16 protein-coding genes are annotated in these 16,471 nt (G+C 37.7%); 9 read left to right on the top strand and 7 right to left on the bottom strand.

Annotated features, from left to right (window positions below):
- Nucleotides 1-2: 2 nt before the first annotated feature.
- Nucleotides 3-782 carry a carbon-nitrogen hydrolase family protein gene (locus V7L31_RS08500; protein ID WP_334695806.1) on the bottom strand — a complete coding sequence of 260 codons (780 nt, stop codon included), beginning with the start codon at nt 780-782 and terminating at the stop codon, nt 3-5.
- 71 nt (nt 783-853) lie between these two features.
- Here V7L31_RS08500 and V7L31_RS08495 point away from each other — a divergent pair, with 71 nt between their 5' ends.
- On the top strand, nt 854-1,120 hold the full coding sequence (locus V7L31_RS08495; protein WP_334695805.1) for a hypothetical protein: 267 nt from the start codon (nt 854-856) through the stop codon (nt 1,118-1,120).
- A 21-nt stretch (nt 1,121-1,141) separates the two neighbouring features.
- Here the strand turns inward: V7L31_RS08495 and petL are convergent, their stop codons facing one another.
- Entirely contained in the window at nt 1,142-1,237 is a 96-nt protein-coding gene (gene petL / locus V7L31_RS08490) for a cytochrome b6-f complex subunit PetL (protein WP_334695804.1), read from the bottom strand.
- A gap of 156 nt (nt 1,238-1,393) precedes the next feature.
- On the opposite strand from petL, the gene aroB reads away from it, so the two are divergent.
- The 3 genes from aroB to V7L31_RS08475 all read left to right on the top strand — a co-directional run bounded on the left by aroB (nt 1,394) and on the right by V7L31_RS08475 (nt 3,891).
- Nucleotides 1,394-2,506: a 3-dehydroquinate synthase gene (gene aroB, locus V7L31_RS08485; RefSeq protein ID WP_334695803.1), complete on the top strand. Its 1,113-nt coding sequence runs from the start codon at nt 1,394-1,396 to the stop codon at nt 2,504-2,506.
- A gap of 107 nt (nt 2,507-2,613) precedes the next feature.
- Complete coding sequence (locus V7L31_RS08480; protein ID WP_334695802.1) at nt 2,614-3,192, top strand: Uma2 family endonuclease; 579 nt, start codon at nt 2,614-2,616, stop codon at nt 3,190-3,192.
- Nucleotides 3,193-3,570: 378 nt separating this feature from the next.
- Nucleotides 3,571-3,891 (top strand): hypothetical protein, encoded by a 321-nt coding sequence (locus V7L31_RS08475; RefSeq protein WP_334695801.1) that lies wholly within the window; start codon nt 3,571-3,573, stop codon nt 3,889-3,891.
- 82 nt (nt 3,892-3,973) lie between these two features.
- Here the strand turns inward: V7L31_RS08475 and V7L31_RS08470 are convergent, their stop codons facing one another.
- On the bottom strand, nt 3,974-4,189 hold the full coding sequence (locus V7L31_RS08470) for a hypothetical protein (protein WP_334695800.1): 216 nt from the start codon (nt 4,187-4,189) through the stop codon (nt 3,974-3,976).
- Nucleotides 4,190-4,396: 207 nt separating this feature from the next.
- Between V7L31_RS08470 and V7L31_RS08465 the strand changes: the two genes are divergently transcribed.
- Together V7L31_RS08465 and trxA are read left to right on the top strand one after the other, a co-directional pair.
- Entirely contained in the window at nt 4,397-4,708 is a 312-nt protein-coding gene (locus tag V7L31_RS08465) for a hypothetical protein (RefSeq protein ID WP_179065585.1), read from the top strand.
- Between the two features lie 220 nt (nt 4,709-4,928).
- Complete coding sequence (gene trxA, locus V7L31_RS08460) at nt 4,929-5,267, top strand: thioredoxin (RefSeq protein WP_179065584.1); 339 nt, start codon at nt 4,929-4,931, stop codon at nt 5,265-5,267.
- Between the two features lie 126 nt (nt 5,268-5,393).
- Here the strand turns inward: trxA and V7L31_RS08455 are convergent, their stop codons facing one another.
- Complete coding sequence (locus V7L31_RS08455) at nt 5,394-5,927, bottom strand: dihydrofolate reductase family protein (RefSeq protein WP_334695799.1); 534 nt, start codon at nt 5,925-5,927, stop codon at nt 5,394-5,396.
- Nucleotides 5,928-6,207: 280 nt separating this feature from the next.
- On the opposite strand from V7L31_RS08455, the gene V7L31_RS08450 reads away from it, so the two are divergent.
- Nucleotides 6,208-6,633: a (2Fe-2S) ferredoxin domain-containing protein gene (locus tag V7L31_RS08450; protein WP_334695798.1), complete on the top strand. Its 426-nt coding sequence runs from the start codon at nt 6,208-6,210 to the stop codon at nt 6,631-6,633.
- Nucleotides 6,634-6,927: 294 nt separating this feature from the next.
- On the opposite strand, the gene V7L31_RS08445 is transcribed toward V7L31_RS08450, so the two are convergent.
- The 3 genes from V7L31_RS08445 to V7L31_RS08435 all read right to left on the bottom strand — a co-directional run bounded on the left by V7L31_RS08445 (nt 6,928) and on the right by V7L31_RS08435 (nt 14,172).
- The gene (locus tag V7L31_RS08445; RefSeq protein WP_334695797.1) at nt 6,928-7,590 is read right to left on the bottom strand and encodes a nuclear transport factor 2 family protein; all 663 of its coding nucleotides are present in this window, start codon (nt 7,588-7,590) and stop codon (nt 6,928-6,930) included.
- Between the two features lie 434 nt (nt 7,591-8,024).
- Nucleotides 8,025-13,451: a trifunctional serine/threonine-protein kinase/ATP-binding protein/sensor histidine kinase gene (locus V7L31_RS08440; RefSeq protein WP_334695796.1), complete on the bottom strand. Its 5,427-nt coding sequence runs from the start codon at nt 13,449-13,451 to the stop codon at nt 8,025-8,027.
- Nucleotides 13,452-13,635: 184 nt separating this feature from the next.
- Nucleotides 13,636-14,172, bottom strand: coding sequence for a nucleotidyltransferase family protein (locus V7L31_RS08435; RefSeq protein ID WP_334695795.1), 537 nt, complete (start codon nt 14,170-14,172; stop codon nt 13,636-13,638).
- A gap of 194 nt (nt 14,173-14,366) precedes the next feature.
- Between V7L31_RS08435 and V7L31_RS08430 the strand changes: the two genes are divergently transcribed.
- Both V7L31_RS08430 and V7L31_RS08425 read left to right on the top strand, forming a co-directional pair.
- Entirely contained in the window at nt 14,367-15,629 is a 1,263-nt protein-coding gene (locus V7L31_RS08430; RefSeq protein ID WP_334695794.1) for a plasmid pRiA4b ORF-3 family protein, read from the top strand.
- Nucleotides 15,630-15,991: 362 nt separating this feature from the next.
- Entirely contained in the window at nt 15,992-16,447 is a 456-nt protein-coding gene (locus V7L31_RS08425; protein ID WP_334695793.1) for a GFA family protein, read from the top strand.
- Nucleotides 16,448-16,471 lie beyond the last annotated feature (24 nt).

Below are 16,471 nucleotides of genomic sequence, written 5' to 3'. Positions count from 1 at the left end.
CGTTAATGATTAAAACAAATAACATCTGTCCTTGCTTGATCTAGCACTGAATTTGACACATTCGATAGGTTCAGTTCACTACTTCCCATTGCTGTGTTAGGCGATAGTACCTCAAATAGCACTTTTCCCGAAGGAGCAATAATCATAGTCGGACAGTTTTGATATGGATCTGCGTTGTTGGCTCCCAAAATAAATCGCTGTGTTTCAGCAGCACGACTAATCAGATGACTTCGCCATATAGGGCAAATTTCTGAATCTCCCACAGCATTATTGAGGAAAGCAAAAACTTGAACGCCTTTATATGCAAGATATCGCCATTGCTCAGGATAGCGAATCTCACGACACATTTGAATGCCAAGTGATACTGTCACCCCACGAATCAAAACAGAAAACACAGGAAGCTCATCTCCTGGTTTGAAGAAGCCCCGCTCACTCGTCGCCAGATTAATTTTTCGGTAGACGTAAAACTCTTTATCAGGCCCGAAATACAAAGCCGCATTGTACCAATTTCCTAATTCTTGAATACAAGAACCAATAACAAGGTGGAGATGACGTTGAGCAGCCTCGTCACGCAACTTCTCTATTGCCTGCTCAAGTAAAACTGTATTAACTTGCTTTAAAAATGTCGAGTCCTGCGAATATCCTGAAATAGCTCCTTCCGGTGTAACTACAATGGTTTGTTCCTCGACAGTATGGATAATTGAGAGAAGATGATCCAAGTTTGTTGAGATATCCAAAGAGACTGGAAACTGAGCAACAGCAGCAGAAACAGTATGATTCATAAAGCATTCAACCGTTGTTAGTGGTGATATTCTCGTGGCTATTATTGGGCGATAAACCATCAAGATGCTCAATGATGGCTGCCATTGTTGGATTTATTGCTGTTAGTTTATTGGTTCTCAGTCCAGCAGATCGTCTTGATTGGATCGGAATTGGCGCTGCGATCGCGGGAACGGTAACAATGGGCTTAGGAGCGACATTAACCAAACACTGGAAACGTCCAGTTTCTCTGCTAGAGTTTACGGCATGGCAATTGGCGATCATTCGACCACTTTTAAGCGCAATTCATTGTGAATTGAGGGACAGGCAGAGTGCCCGTCCTTCAAAAGTCATAGGTTAATAGATTGAATGTATCTCTCAGTTAAATTATTTTGGCAGTCCGCAGACCGAACAGCAGTCCAACAGATAAGCCAAAGAACAAAGCTAAAAAGCCGATGTAAGCTACAACTGCAAACATTTATTTTTCTCCACAATACTTCCTAAGTCTATTGAATCATTAGTTGTTGGGCATTGGGCATAGGTTATTATCCTTGTCCCCAGTCCCCAGTCTCCAATCCCCAATCCCCAGATTGCGATAGAATACAGCCCACGGGCGCTTGTTAGGGGTTGGGCAATGACTTCTGTAATTAATGTAAATTTACCAGGGCAGTCTTATGAGATTGCGATAACTTCGTTGAGCTACGCTAACGCACCTTCGAGTTTAGATCAACTCGGTCAACAGATGGCTAATCTCAAGCTAGGCAAGAAGGTATTGCTGGTTTCTAATCCGACAATTTTTAAACATTTTGGCGAAAGAGCGATCGCATCCCTAAAATCTGCTGGATTTGAAGTTGCTAGCTGCACCCTACCACCTGGGGAACGCTACAAAACCCTCAATTCCATCCAAAAACTCTACGATATCGCCTTAGAAAACCGCCTAGAACGTTCTGCGACTATGGTGGCTTTGGGCGGAGGTGTAATTGGCGATATGACTGGCTTTGCCGCCGCAACTTGGCTGCGCGGTATTAACGTTGTCCAAGTACCTACCTCTTTGTTGGCGATGGTAGATTCGGCAATTGGCGGCAAAACTGGCGTGAATCATCCCCACGGCAAAAACTTGATTGGGGCATTCCATCAACCGCGCTTAGTTTTGATTGACCCAGATGTGTTAAAAACTCTACCTATGCGCGAGTTTCGGGCAGGAATGGCAGAAGTGATTAAATACGGTGTGATTTGGGATGCCGAATTGTTTGCCCAGTTGGAAGCAAGTAAACGCCTCGACCAACTCCGCTATGTCAAACCTGAGCTAATAACCAGCATATTAACACGCTCTTGTCAAGCTAAAGCTGATGTTGTGAGCAAAGATGAGAAGGAAGGGGGATTACGGGCGATTCTCAACTATGGACATACCATCGGTCATGCAGTGGAAAGTTTGACTGGTTATCGCCTAGTGAATCACGGTGAAGCAGTGGCTATTGGGATGGTGGCAGCCGGTCAAATTGCTGTGGATTTAGGACTGTGGCAAAATGTTGACACAGAACGTCAAAATGCTTTAATTCAAAAAACGGGTTTACCAACTCAGTTACCAACTGGGGTAGATATTGAAGCAATTATTGAGGCGTTGCAATTGGATAAGAAAGTCAAAGCTGGGAAAGTGCGGTTTGTTTTACCAACAGAGATTGGTGTAGTAACAGTTACCGATGAAGTGCCATCGGATATTATTCGGCAAGTTTTGCGGGGAATGTGAACAATTTCAAGAAGAATTCAGGAGTCAGAATTCAGGAGTCAGAAAAAAATTAGTTGCTCTGTTCTTCAATTACGAATTACGAATTACGAATTACGAATTATTCAGCCATGATACTCCAAGCCAAGAATCAATTAACCTTGCAAGAGTTCTTAAATCTTCCACCAGGCGAGGGAGATATCACCTACGAACTTGTTGATGGTCAAGCAATTCCTAAAATGTCACCAAAATTTTTTCATGCAAAACTTACCCGCATCCTTCTCAATTTGATTGAGCAATCGTGTGAGGGGAAAGGAGAAGTTTGCCCGGAATGGGCTGTTGCATTAACCCGGCGGGGGCGAGATTGGATGCCAATTCCAGATATCTTGTACATTTCTTATGAACGTTTACCTGCTAACTGGGATGAAAATGAAGCTTGTCCTGTTCCTCCTGATTTGGTAATTGAAATTATTTCACCCGGACAAACCTTTGGACAAATGGCGGCTAAAGCCAAAGACTATTTAGATGCTAAGGTGCTGCGGGTGTGGGTATTAGATAGTAAAGCCAGAAGCATTACTGTTTTTTATCCAGATGCAGCACCACAAACTTATATGGGAGAAGAATTACTCACAGATTCTTTATTTGAGGGACTGGAATTTACGGTCGAGCAGGTGTTTCAAAAGGCAAAAATACCATTAGATGCTCAATAGTAGATTTTTGGCATCTAGTACCGCAAGGCGGAATTAAAAATTAAAAATTAAAAATTAAAAATGAATACAACGTAAGCGTTTCATTGATTTAGAATGGGTGGTTTATTTACGCCGTGCTGTACTAGTACAATTTTTTAGCTTTCAACATTCATCTAAATTTCAAGTGGTGGAAGTTTACCTAGCTTTAACAAGTTGCTTGAGCAACTTGGCTAGTGGATTGATATGGTAGCTGGATTTTTGCTGTGTTGTACTAATAGTTTGATTGATTAATTCACCCATTTGTGGGAGGTAATTAGCAATCCAATAAGTGTACTTTGCTTATAGTCAAACCAATACAAGATGGTTTGAAGCAAGATTCACGCAACAGATGTATCAATTATGTTAAACCTAATATCTACCGGATGTATAAAAATAAAGCCCTTGGTGGTTTCAACAGCTTTTTTGCTGGCTATACAGACTTCTGCTAATGCTGAACCAGCTGTTCCTAGTTTAACTCCAGCACAAGCCCAACATTTATCCCGTGACTTGGTTCCATATAATTCTCAAGACTTTTTTAGGCAAGGAAAAGATTCAATTGAGAGAGAAATTCAAATTCTGAGGCAAGAACAACAGCGCTCAATTAAACCTGTTCTTAAGATTGATTTAGTACCGCAAATCAAAAAACCAAATCCTCAGCAAAAACCTCAAGGTCTTATCTAAGGAATAAGAATTAAATAACATACAATTTCGGGTTACAGAGGTTTTGTGTTTTCAAGAAAATTTGTAACACAAATTTACAATTTTAATCGTCTAGTAAACCCATCAACGCTTGAACTTCAACGTCTTGATCTTGCGGCTCTGATAATTGAGACTGTAGCTTTAATAATTGACCTTGTAATTCTTCTGCTACATGGCTCATATCAGATTCTTGTGCAATTTTTAGCTGATTTTCTTTAATTTTGATTTGTTTAAGCAAATTATTTTCAACATGGGTTGAGTTGTAATGTTGAGCAATCATAGCTTTAGCTTTACGATCAATGTATGGAGTGCAGTGAAATTTTTCACCTATGTATTATTCCACACTTTTGTCATTTTTTAAATATAGCTGTTATTGGTGAGTTAGAAGAACTCTACACCCAAAACCCTCCTAGCTGGTTTCGTAGAGGAGACTATGATGTACCTTGTATGATTAGGAAACGCTATAAACATTATTTTTGTGAACAGTATGGACTTAAAGTTTATCAAGAAAAAGATTTATACCTTTGTAAAAATTATATCTACAGTGCTTATAACAAGCGCAATTGGATTGGAATCGTGGAATATTTATGCAGTAATCACTAATACTAATGTACCAAGCAGTCTGAATCCAATTTTTTGGATTGAGCGTTTTGCCACGATCAGCCATTTTATCGAAGGTATTATAGCAGCTTTTTATGCACCTTCAAGACAAAAAATACCAATAAAATATGCTATTTATACTTTTTTTGTCGGTACAATTGGTTTGTTAGAACTGTTTGATCGACAGGATGACTATTGAAGCTTCTACGCCTTGAAGGCATAGGTTTTTAGATTCAGTTGGTGGGGTGCGATCACATAACGCACTCTACCTACAAAAATTGTAAGTTATTAAGTATACGCTACTCATCTGTGGGGATTTACCAATATAGGTAACTGGTGAATCTGACACTCAGAAGGGAGTATAGTTTATATAGCTAGCTTTTTGCTGAGATTTTAGTTTGATACTAAGGAATTGAAAAATGTCTACTGATACTGACATAGTTAGTTACGTTGAAGAAAGCGAATTTGATGTTGTTTTAAATGGAAGTGAAGAGAAAATTGTTGTTGTTGATTTTACTGCTACTTGGTGTGGCCCCTGTCGCTTAGTCAGTCCGTTAATGAATCAACTTGCCGAAGAATACAAAGGTCGCGCTAAAGTTGTTAAGGTGGATGTTGACAGTAACAAGCCAATTTTCAAAAAATTCGGTCTTCGCAGTATTCCAGCAGTTTTAATTTTCAAAGATGGTATCTTAGCAGAAACGATAGTAGGGGTTTCACCTTACGAAGAATTTAGCGCGGCTGTTCAGAAGCTTCTTTAGATAATTCGTAATTGCGTTCTTCGCTCTTAGCGTCTCCCCTTCTCTACGAGACGCTATGCGAAGGGAGAAGACTCGCTAAAGTAATGGGTAATTTATAGATATTATCATTAATAATTACGAATTATTTTAATTTTTGATTTGTCGCCTGTAATGTGCCTGGACTAAACCACCAGGATATTGTTGTGAGTTAATCAGTTCCAATTTTTCTTCAGGCGTAGGCGGTGGGAAAAGTTGTATACCGCCACCTAAGATAGTTGGAATAGTTGAAATAATATATTCGTCAATCAAGCTGTGCTGAAGAAACGAATTGATTAATTTTCCGCCACCAACTAGCCAGATATTTTTAAAACCTTGAGTTTCTATATTTGCTAAGGCCTGTTTTACTGGTTCAGAAACAAATATAACGTCATCACGGTCAGATTGGAGATGGCGCTGGGTGAAAACGAAGGATTTTTTTTCTGGATAAGGCCATTGTTCAAAACCAAGCCCGATTTCATACGTCTTGCTACCTAAAACGATCGCATCAATTGATTCGTAGAAAGCAGTGTAACCGAAGTCTTCACCTTCTGTATCAAGGATTGACAGCCAATCAATTCCGCCATCAGTGCGAGCAATGTAGCCATCCAAACTAGCTGCAATGTAGAGTGTAACTTTTGTCATTGTGCTTCTGAATTTGGTAGTTTTCACTCAATTAGTGCAAGCGATGCCTGTGGCAACGCGAAGCGCGAACGCAGGCTGATTTCTTTTACAGTACTTTAGCCTTGGATGGTTTATATCACAAAATAGCGGTAGCTTACCCAATTACTTACGTTTTTTGATTGTATCTTTTAAACCGACCTACAATAAGTTCTCGCTCTTGATAAATACTTTGATCTACTAGAACAGACTAAACGGCAAACCTATATTATTCTCTCACTGAGAGAAGCAGGTAGGGTCGTCCATGAAAAAATTGCTCCGGCGTATTAGAATATTACTCCAACGTATCCTCACAAGGTTTGCATCCAATTCTCAGCAACCATCGCCCTTAATAGATTCTCGCCCTCGCTCATTAGAGACTTCTATTCCCAGTGTTTCTCCCCGGTGGGAGTCTGGTTTAGTGCTTGTGTGTTCGCAATGTACAAACGAGCAGTCAGGCTCAACGGCTTCCCAAGACTTAGAAAATTGGTTGAAATCGCGTTTAAAATTTGAGGGATTATGGGGTGATTTTCGGGTGGTTAGCACCAGTTGTTTAGGTGTTTGTCCCCGAATAGGCGTTACTGTTGTGCTTGTAAGTAATGGAAATTACGGTAATAGTCCCTGCTTAATTGTAAATCCTCGGAGCGATCGCGAACTTCTCTATTCATACATCAAACAGAATAAAAACTGACTGCAAAAGTTTGCTAAAGCTGCAAATTATTAGACCTCTTGCAAAAGTGCTTTTTGCAAGAGTGGGAAAAGGGTAAAGGTTAAAGGGGAAGGGGACAATACAGAACTTTTTCCCCTTCCCTTTTTCCCGACTTATGCAAGAAGTCTATTGAATATCAAACTGGATTTTATCTTGCAGTATGTTTCAATCAAGTGAAAAAAAGGGGTGAATATTTAGAATTCACTCCTTTTCCAGGTTATTAGGAAGGTAAATAATACTATCTAACCCGTATTAATACCATTCTGATCTGAAGAATTATTCTTTTAAATGAGGTATATTTGGTCTTACAAAGGTAGCTGAGGAATTAGTGCTTCGGGCATTAGTGCTTGAAGAAGCAGTAGTTGGCGAACTGAGATTCAAGAAATCAATGAGTTTAAGGGTACGATTACGAATTTTCCAGCGTCCATTTCTGTTAACGACTTGATCTTCATAAGTGCCATTCGCGACATCAATGCTAGTTTCTGAACGTTTGTGAGTAGCATGGAGATAAGAGGTCATCGTTGCTTTATTATTCTCAACTGAAATGTTTATTGTACCCATCAAGTGTTGAGTAGCTGTATAACCATTTCCTTGGAATACTGAATAAACAAAATCTGCCCAAGAATCTGTCCCATAACTTGTTTGAGTTGCCCCATCAGGAAAAATAGCAGTGAGAACTGCATCTTGAGTAAAACAATCCCGATAAATATTTTTGCCTTCTTGGAGATTTCCTCTACCAATAGCATCAGTTCCTAGCGAGTAACAGGATGTTAATTTTTGAATTTCTAGTTCCGCGTTAGGTTGAGATGCACTTGCTAGTTCAAATTTACCGCCAACAAACAGGACAAGAGTCACTGCAAGCACAATCAAAGTTATACGATTTAACAGGAACGAAATAGCCTTGGAAACTATTCCCCCATTTTCTCTTCTTTTCTCCACAAGATTACTCCCTTAATTATTTATATTTTTCGCATCTTGTACTGTAGCCAAAACTTAGTTTTGGCTAATAATTTTAGCCAATAAAACCTGGCTAAAATGCTTGGAGATTTTGCTAGGAATAATATTTTATATTCGCTAGAAAATCTATTTTCTAGTAAATGATAAAGCTAGTACGTACAAGATTTGGTGTATACAATTAGTTATAACAGTTAATTGATAAGTTAAAGGTGTTAATTGCAACTAAGTTTGTGTTGATTTGATTAAGTAATAAAGTTACTACTTACATAGTTTTAGTAACAGCAAAATGAATTTAAGTTTAACAATTTTCAGCAACCCCTAAATATAATTACTATAGCAATTTTAAAAAATTCATGATAAACTCCTCAACTCCTTTGAGAAGTCGACAATCTGCGGCTAAAACTATCAAAATTCATTTATTCTCCCAAAATTGGAATAGAAATTATAAATTGTGTTCCTTTTCCCAAGACTGATTCACAAATCAAATCTCCACCATGATTTTCAACTATAATTTGCCGACTAATAGATAATCCTAATCCTGTCCCCTTTCCTACACATTTGGTAGTAAATAAATTCTCAAAAATGCATTCTTTAACTTTTTCAGTCATTCCTTTGGCATTATCCTGAATTTTAATTACTACATTTTTATTATCTATCGCCACATTAGTTTCAATAGTAATAATATTAGGATATGTTTCTTGAATCTCTAAAAAATCACGCCCGATATTTACTTCTTCTAAAGCATCAATTGCATTCGCGAGGATATTCATAAACACCTGGTTTAATTGTCCCAAATAGCATTTTACTAATGGAATATCTGTATAATGTTTAATGATTGTAATAGCAGGACGATTATGATCGGCTTTTAGACGATGCTGTAAAATCAACAAAGTACTATCGATACCTTCGTGGATATTAGCTAATACTTTCGAGGTAGTATCAGCGCGCGAAAAAGTGCGGAGAGAGGTACTAATGTTACGAATGCGCTGTGTCCCTACCGTCATACCATCAATCATTTTTGGTAAATCTTTTAGCAAGAAATCTATATCTATTTCTTCGGCTTTTTCTTCAATTTCAATACCAGGATTGGGGAATTTTTCTCGATATAGTTGCAGATAATCTATTAAATCTTTAACAATATCTTTGGCTTGAGCGATACTACCTGTAATAAAACCAATGGGATTGTTGATTTCGTGTGCTACACCTGCAACTAAATTTCCTAGAGAAGACATTTTTTCACTTTGGATAAGTTGTAGTTGCGCCTCTTGTAAATCTTTTATGGATTGTTCTAATTCCCTAGATTTATCTTGTGCCCTTGTGTACAAACTAGCATTTTCTATGGCAATCGCCATTTGCGAAACTAAGACTTTTAATACCTCTACTCTTTCTAAAACAAAAGCTCCTGATGATAACTGGTTTTCTAAATAAATAATTCCAGTAAGCTGTGACTGATACATAATTGGCAAACAAAAGATTGATTTTGTTTGAGATTTATGGATATAGATATCAAAGTTAAATGGTTCTGTAAGTGTTGCATCATTTAATACGATATATTGCTGAGTTCGGGAAACATAATTAATCACAGAGAGCGGTAAATCCTGATAGGTTTCAGCAGGAATAGAGCGTAAAATCGTCACCACCTCGTCAGTAGCATTTCCAGAAGCTTCGATATATAAGTGATTATCTTTAACTAGGAGTAGTACTGCTTTTTGGGCAGCAGCATTTTCTAGTAAAATTTTGATCAACTTGCCCAATAAATTTTCTAAAACAATTTCATTAGTAATCGCTTGTGAAAACTTGATGAATGCATTAAAATCTAGAAAATCGCTCAGGCTGCTATTGGTAGTAGTGTTAGTGGTAAGATGAATTGTATCCATTTTTGAAGTAGTGTTTTCTAGCGTAGTAGTTTGTCCTACTAGAAAAGCATACTTAGATTCTAAGTATTTAACTTTAGCGATCGCACCCCAGCGAATATAGGCATAATAAGCTTTAGTTATGTAAGTTTGATGAATTAATTCTTTACCTAGAGACTGATAAAATTTTCCAGCTAACTCATAAGCTAAAGCTTCTTCTTGGAGAAAACCGTTTTCTTGAGATTTGGCAATAGAGTGTTCATAGTAGTCCATTGCCTCAAGTTTTTGACCCAAAATGTGATACCTTTCTGCTTCCACGAGATAAAATCTGTGTAAGTGATTTGTGGGAGCATGAGTAGCCCAGAGTTCCATCTTCTGCTGATTAGCTCGGACTTTTTCTAGAATAGCTTGCTTGTCAGACTCTTGGACAGTATGATATATTGCCAAGTGGGCTAAAGAATCGTAAAAGTAGAACAGTGGAACAACAAACAAGCCTGTAACACCACCTAAAGATTTTTCTGCGATCGCAGCATTTTCTACAGCTTTAAAATACTCCCCAAATATGTAAGAGAGCATTAGCTTATTCACAAATAAATGGTTAATTGTGTAAAGGTCATTTACTTGCTGATGAACTGGCAGCATTATTTGCTCGTTATAGGCTTCTCCAATTAAACAGTCCACATTTTCAAAACTTCCTTTCAAGTTCAGAACTGTTTGTAAATATACTGAGTTCCAAGTAAAAGCTACTTGCTGCTTAATTTTTTTCAGAGAATCACAATAAGCTATCAGTTCTTTTTCGAGAACCCAAAGTTCCTTACCCAGCCAAAATGAATGATAGGGATAAATGTAACCACAATAGCCAGCATATTCTAAATCTCCAGTTTCCAGACCGCTAGAATATCCTGACATTGATGATGTTAATGTCTCTCTAACATGCTCTTTCCAATGCATAACATGGGCACTAACAACCGTCAGAATCTTCGCCTTGAGTTCTTCGGCATTAAATTGTGACACTAAACTAGAAGCTAACTTCCCAAATTCATAGCCAGAATTAATTTCTCCTTGAACTCCACAAAGAAGTAATCCATAAAGACTGTAACCATAGGCAGATACAGCCGTATTGCCATACCTTAAGGACAAATTGACCATTTTACAAACAATAATTGGCATCATTGCAGGTGCAGTTTGAAAAGCCGCAGGGAGAACTCCCATTAAGATTCTCATGGCTGCAATCTTGTTAGGATCGGTCATTAATGGTAAGTTAATTAAATCTGCAATGGCTTTCCCTTTCAAAGAAGCAGCAATTTCACCCATCCCCTCCTGAATATCAGTTGATGTCGGCTCCTCTGGAAAATTTATTCCTAATAATTGCAGAATTGATACTGCTATCTGAATGGCTTCTAGTTGCTTGCTTTGAATGATAGAAGCAATAATCTGTACTTCATAGACTTTCACTTTATCTAGAAGAATTTTGGCTTCTTGCTGCACCACATCAGCCCATTTTTGCATCTGCTCAAAATAACCGCCTAGATAGGCTGCCTCTGCGGCTCCTTCATATAAACCGATGGTTAAGGTATATTCAGTTTGCCAAGCGTCTACACTTAAAAGTTCTATCCCATTTGTGAAGTATTTAAGAGCCGCTTCATAAGCTGTAGAAGCTTTAGCTTTTCGTCCGGCAATTAAATTTAATCGTGCTAATTCAGTTTTTTCAGATTGCTCTATCAGGTTAAGAATACCTACATTCAACTGATTGACAACATCAAAAATATTAGCTTCTATTTCCTCTTTTGGTATATTTTGGAGAAGCAATTGCCCAATTTTCAGGTGAGTAGATTTCTTCAGTTCTTCTGGAATTAACGAATATGCTGCTTGTTGTACTCTGTCATGTAGGAACTTATAACCCACTCGTGAAGTATCGAAATTTAAATTAACCGCTTCTTCTTGATTAAAAACCAAAGGAATACGATAAGCTTCACTTAAAGGCAGAATCAATCCCGCTTGCAAAGCTGAGTGCAAATCATTTGCTGTCAAAGAAGGCGATTTTTCATTAACTATCGATAAAATATCTAAACTAAATCTGTCACCCACACAAGCTGCTAGTTTTAAAACCTCTTGGGTGAACTTTGGTAGTTTTTCAACTCTACTAGCAACTAACTCAACGACATTTTTATCGGTAATGCCAATTGCTTGAATATCTTCTATACTCCATTGCCATTGAGCATTAGCAAAGTCAAATTTTAACAGTTTTTCTTGATGAAGTGCTTGAATTAGTTGTGTTATAAAAAATGGGTTCCCACCTGTTTTGTTAAAAATTAACTCAGCTAATTTAATAATTTTTTTGTTAAATACTTTGGTTTCTTCATCATGCTTAACTTCTATTTCTTGGAGAGTTTCGGCAACTAGCTGAGTTACATTATCTAAATTTAAAGGTTGCAATACAATATTATTAACAACCGTGCCGCTATTCTTGATTTCTTCTATTTTTTGGATTAAAGGATGTGCCGGATTAACTTCATTATCTCTATATGCGCCAATAAATAAAAAATATTTGCTGTCAGTATCAGTTATGAGCAATTGAATTAAATTTAAAGTGGCTGAATCTGCCCATTGTAAATCATCTAAAAAGATAACTAAGGGGTGTTCTTTTTGAGTAAAAACTTGGATAAATTCTTTAAAAACATGATTGAAGCGGTTTTGTGATTCTGTTGCCCCAATTTGAGTTACTTCCGGCTGTATACCAATGATTAATTCTACTTCTGGAATTACATCAGTAATGACTTTTCCATTTGTTCCTAAAGCTGATAAGATTTTCTGACGCCATATTTCTATTTGTTCATTATTTTCTGTCAGCAAATACCGCATTAAGTAAGCAAAAGCTTGAATTAAAGAGGCATAAGGTATATTCCGCTTTAATTGATCAAATTTACCAGAAATAAAGTAACCTTGTCTGCGGGTAATGGGTTTATTAACTTCATTGACTAAAACTGATTTGCCAATACCAGAATAACCAGAAACTAGCATCATTTCACTAGTTCCAAATGTAATCCGCTCAAAGGCAGCTAACAGTTCATTAACTTGTTCTTCACGACCATACAATTTTTGAGGAATTAATAACTGGCTCAAGACATCTAAACGACCTGGAACAAAATCAGTAATGATTCTTTTAGTTTCTAATTGGTTGAGACATAATTCTAAATCTGCTAATAATCCTGTGGCACTTTGATATCTGTCTTCCGCATTTTTTGCCATCAGCTTCATCACAATTTCAGAGACGGCGGTAGGAATTTGTGAATTTAATGATTGCGGGTTGATTGCTTGAATAGCAATGTGACTATAAACTATTTCTAGGGGGTCTTGACTAAAAAATGGTGTTTTATCAGTGAGCATTTCATATAAAGTCACACCCAGAGAATAAAAGTCAGTGCGATAATCAAGAACGCGATTCATTCTCCCAGTTTGTTCAGGAGACATATAGGCAAGTGTGCCTTCAACGCAGTTAGGGTTATTAAATTGGGGATTTTCTTTATTGAGGCGGGAGGCGATACCAAAGTCAGTGAGTTTAACAATACCTGTCAGGGAATTAATGATGATGTTACTAGGTTTAATATCTTTATGAATAATCTGCTGTTTGTGCAAATAATCTAAGGCTTTAGTCAGTTGAATGGCAATTTTTAAATGGTTAATTAAATCGAGTTTTTCTATTTGTAGCAGTTGAGCTAAAGACTGACCCTCGAAGTCTTCTAATAAGAGTCCTACACGATTTTGAAAGGTTTCTAGACTGATAGCTTTAACTATATTGGGATGGTCTAAACCTTGCTGAATTTGGTACTCGTTTTTAATCCGAGTAAAGGCTTCGAGAGTCGGATATTCATTTTTAAGCAGCTTGAGGATAACTCGCTGTTGCGTCTCTGGTCTTTGTGTTTGATAAATAATTGTTTGAATTCCTTCGTGGAGAGTCGAGTTTATTTGATATCCAGTACGATTTGGCATTGATTTTTGACTATAAAGTTATAAAATTAGCGTCACCCCCATTCTGTCGTGAAAGGGGTTCTAGTTTAATTATTCCCAGCAGGAGAAAATTATTAACATTGGGATTCCGTACTCAAGGGTTGTACATTAAAAAGCAATTGTTCCCTTGTAACGAAAACTAGCGGCTAAAATCTGACTGTAATTTTTACGCCAACCGCAGATAAGGACACTTTTGTAAAAAACCAGAGGCCTTATTGTGTGCGTCTATATTATGAGTATGCGTTGGTGTCGGTCGAATAATGCCACCAAATAGGTCATCCAAGCCGTAGGGTGTGAAAAATTGCCATTGGCCTTGTGCATCTAGTCGAACTCCCACAGCAGTAGCAGTATGCAGCCAATCTGCGATCGCATCTTCTGTATTATTGTAAGGTCTGCTGCCAAGCCGCCAACGAGCAAAACTAGCTTGATTTTTAACATCAAACTCCTCATGAGGAAATTTTTCTGTGAGGGTTGTCTTTGCTACTTGTTCCTGGGAACGATTTCCTTCTATATCAAAGAATGCAATATCAAAATCTTTAATAATTAACCCACAATCATTGCCAAAAATTGACGACCAAACGGTGTTTCGGACTGCACCACCGGCTAACCACCAGTTAGGTAGATTTAGTTGAGCGATCGCAGGTAATACTGTATTAATACGTGTATTAGCTAAAATCATCTGTAGGCGAGTGTTACTATTCATATTAAATACCTGGGATTGTCAAGTAAAAGGTGAAAATATTATCATTCACATTTCATGAAACTTACGGTGTTGATAGTCCTGCTATGATACTTGGCAAGTCAATCTTTTTGAGGGTAACTGCTGAAGTAATAGTATAAAGAAAACAAGGTTACACAAAGGTTAAATTGTGAATTGATAATTAATAATTTTTATTTATGGAAGATTTATTTGCGCGACTAGAACGCACACTCAATCCTGAACTGCCTTCCTTAACAGAGTCACAACAACAACTCCTCCAAGAACTCAGTATTGATGAAAATCAACCCGGTACGATTCTGCATGACTTTCAAACCCTGATAGATTTCTTGCAACCAAACGGAGTGGAAGTTAGTAGTGTTAATAACCTTCTACCGCTAAAAGTACTATCAGAAGTTAATTCTCGGTTAAGTCACCCAATTGAAACTAAACTCAAACGCCCCGTACAGAAATCATACCCCTACATTAATGGACTATATCTGTTATTACGCAGTTCTGGAATAGCCCAAATTAGATCCCAAGGGAAAAAGCAGGTTTTAGTTTTAGACGCAGCAACTTTACAATCATGGTCAAGCCTGAACTTAACAGAACGTTATTTCAACTTATTAGAAGCTTGGTTGATTTGGGGAAATAACGAAATTTTGGGCGAACATCAAGATTTATTAGGGAATTTATTTAGATGTATGCAGCTTTGGTCTCGCGTCCCAGATAAAGGTTTAAAATTTCCTAAATATGAAGATCAAAACAATATTAGTTATTATCCTAGTCTGCATAATGTTGCCCTATTAGAGTTATTTGGATTGTTATCTATCAAACATGGAAAACCACAAGAAGGCAAGGGGTGGCGCATTACTAGTTTACAACGCTTACCCTTTGGTGATGCTCTGTTGCAATTACTTTTCCCATTGGGAATACGAGGAGAATTACAGGATGATGTAAATGTGACTTTTGGAAAATTACAGTCACATTTACAACCATTTTTTCCCGAATGGGAGCATAATTTACTTGTTCCTATGCAAGGCTTCACGGATGGTATTTATATTTTTAAAGTCTCCCTTTTTAAAGCTTGGCGACGCATTGCCATACCAGCAAATAAACCATTAAGCTGGTTAGCAGAGACAATTCTCGATGCTTTTGATTTTGATTACGATCATCTATACGAGTTTAGTTATAAAGACCATTTTGGTCGAATTATAAAAATTGGTCATGCCTACATGGAAACACCACCATTTGCAGACCAAGTGCAAATTGGTGATTTATCTCTAGAACCAGGTGGTAAAATGACCTATCTTTATGATTTTGGTGACAACTGGAAATTTGATGTGCAATTAGAAGCAATTAATCCACCTGATAAGAAAATTAAAAAAGCCAAGATTTTAGATGTTCATGGAAATGCACCTCAACAGTATTGGAGTGAGGATGATGAATCGGATGAAGATTGAAGAAGAATTCAGAAGTCAGAATTCAGGAGTCAGAATCAAGACGCTCGATAGCGCAGCGTTATCAGTCGGGGATTCAGACCCGCGACTTTCTTGTTGACCACCAAATTGAAAATTTGGTGGGGGTCTTAAACCCGATTATTCCGACGTTTGCGGACTCGCTAACGCTGCGCTATCCGCCAGTTATACAGAATTTATTCTGAATTCTGACTCCTGACTACTGAATTCTGTTCGATAAAGGGGATTTAGGGACGCGCAAAGAATCGTGTCCACTTGTCTTCTGTTTGTGTCTAGCAAAACCCGCTTTAAGACAGAGATAGTTTTAGTTACAATCAGGCAACACAAATTATCAGGAGATAAAACTTGTGAATCTTCCATATACTGGAGGTTGTCAATGTGGACAGATTCGTTATGAAATTTATGCCCAACCATTAACACTTTACCTATGTCACTGCAAGGAGTGTCAGAAACAATCTTCTAGTGCTTTTGGAATGTCTCTTACAGTACCACGAGATGCTGTTGTAATTGTTCAGGGAAAACCGAAAGCTTGGACTCGCAAAAATGATAGCGGACGTGAAGTAAATAACTTGTTTTGTGGCGACTGCGGAACGCGATTGTTCCATGAACGAACTTACAAACCAGATACTATCAATATCAAAGCTGGAACCTTAGATGATACAAGTTGGTTACGCCCAGTGGCTAACATTTGGACAGGTAGTGCCCAGTCATGGGTGATAATTTCAGACCAATTACTCAACTATGAGGGTCAACCAGAGGATACGCAGCCGTTATGGGAAAAATGGAAACAACAACATCCTTAAAAATTCAAAATTCAAAATTAAAGA

It is taken from the genome of Nostoc sp., assembly GCF_036916655.1.
Lineage (GTDB): Bacteria > Cyanobacteriota > Cyanobacteriia > Cyanobacteriales > Nostocaceae > Nostoc.
Note: the sequence above shows the minus strand (reverse complement) of the source record. Positions and strands in the feature narration are given on the sequence as shown.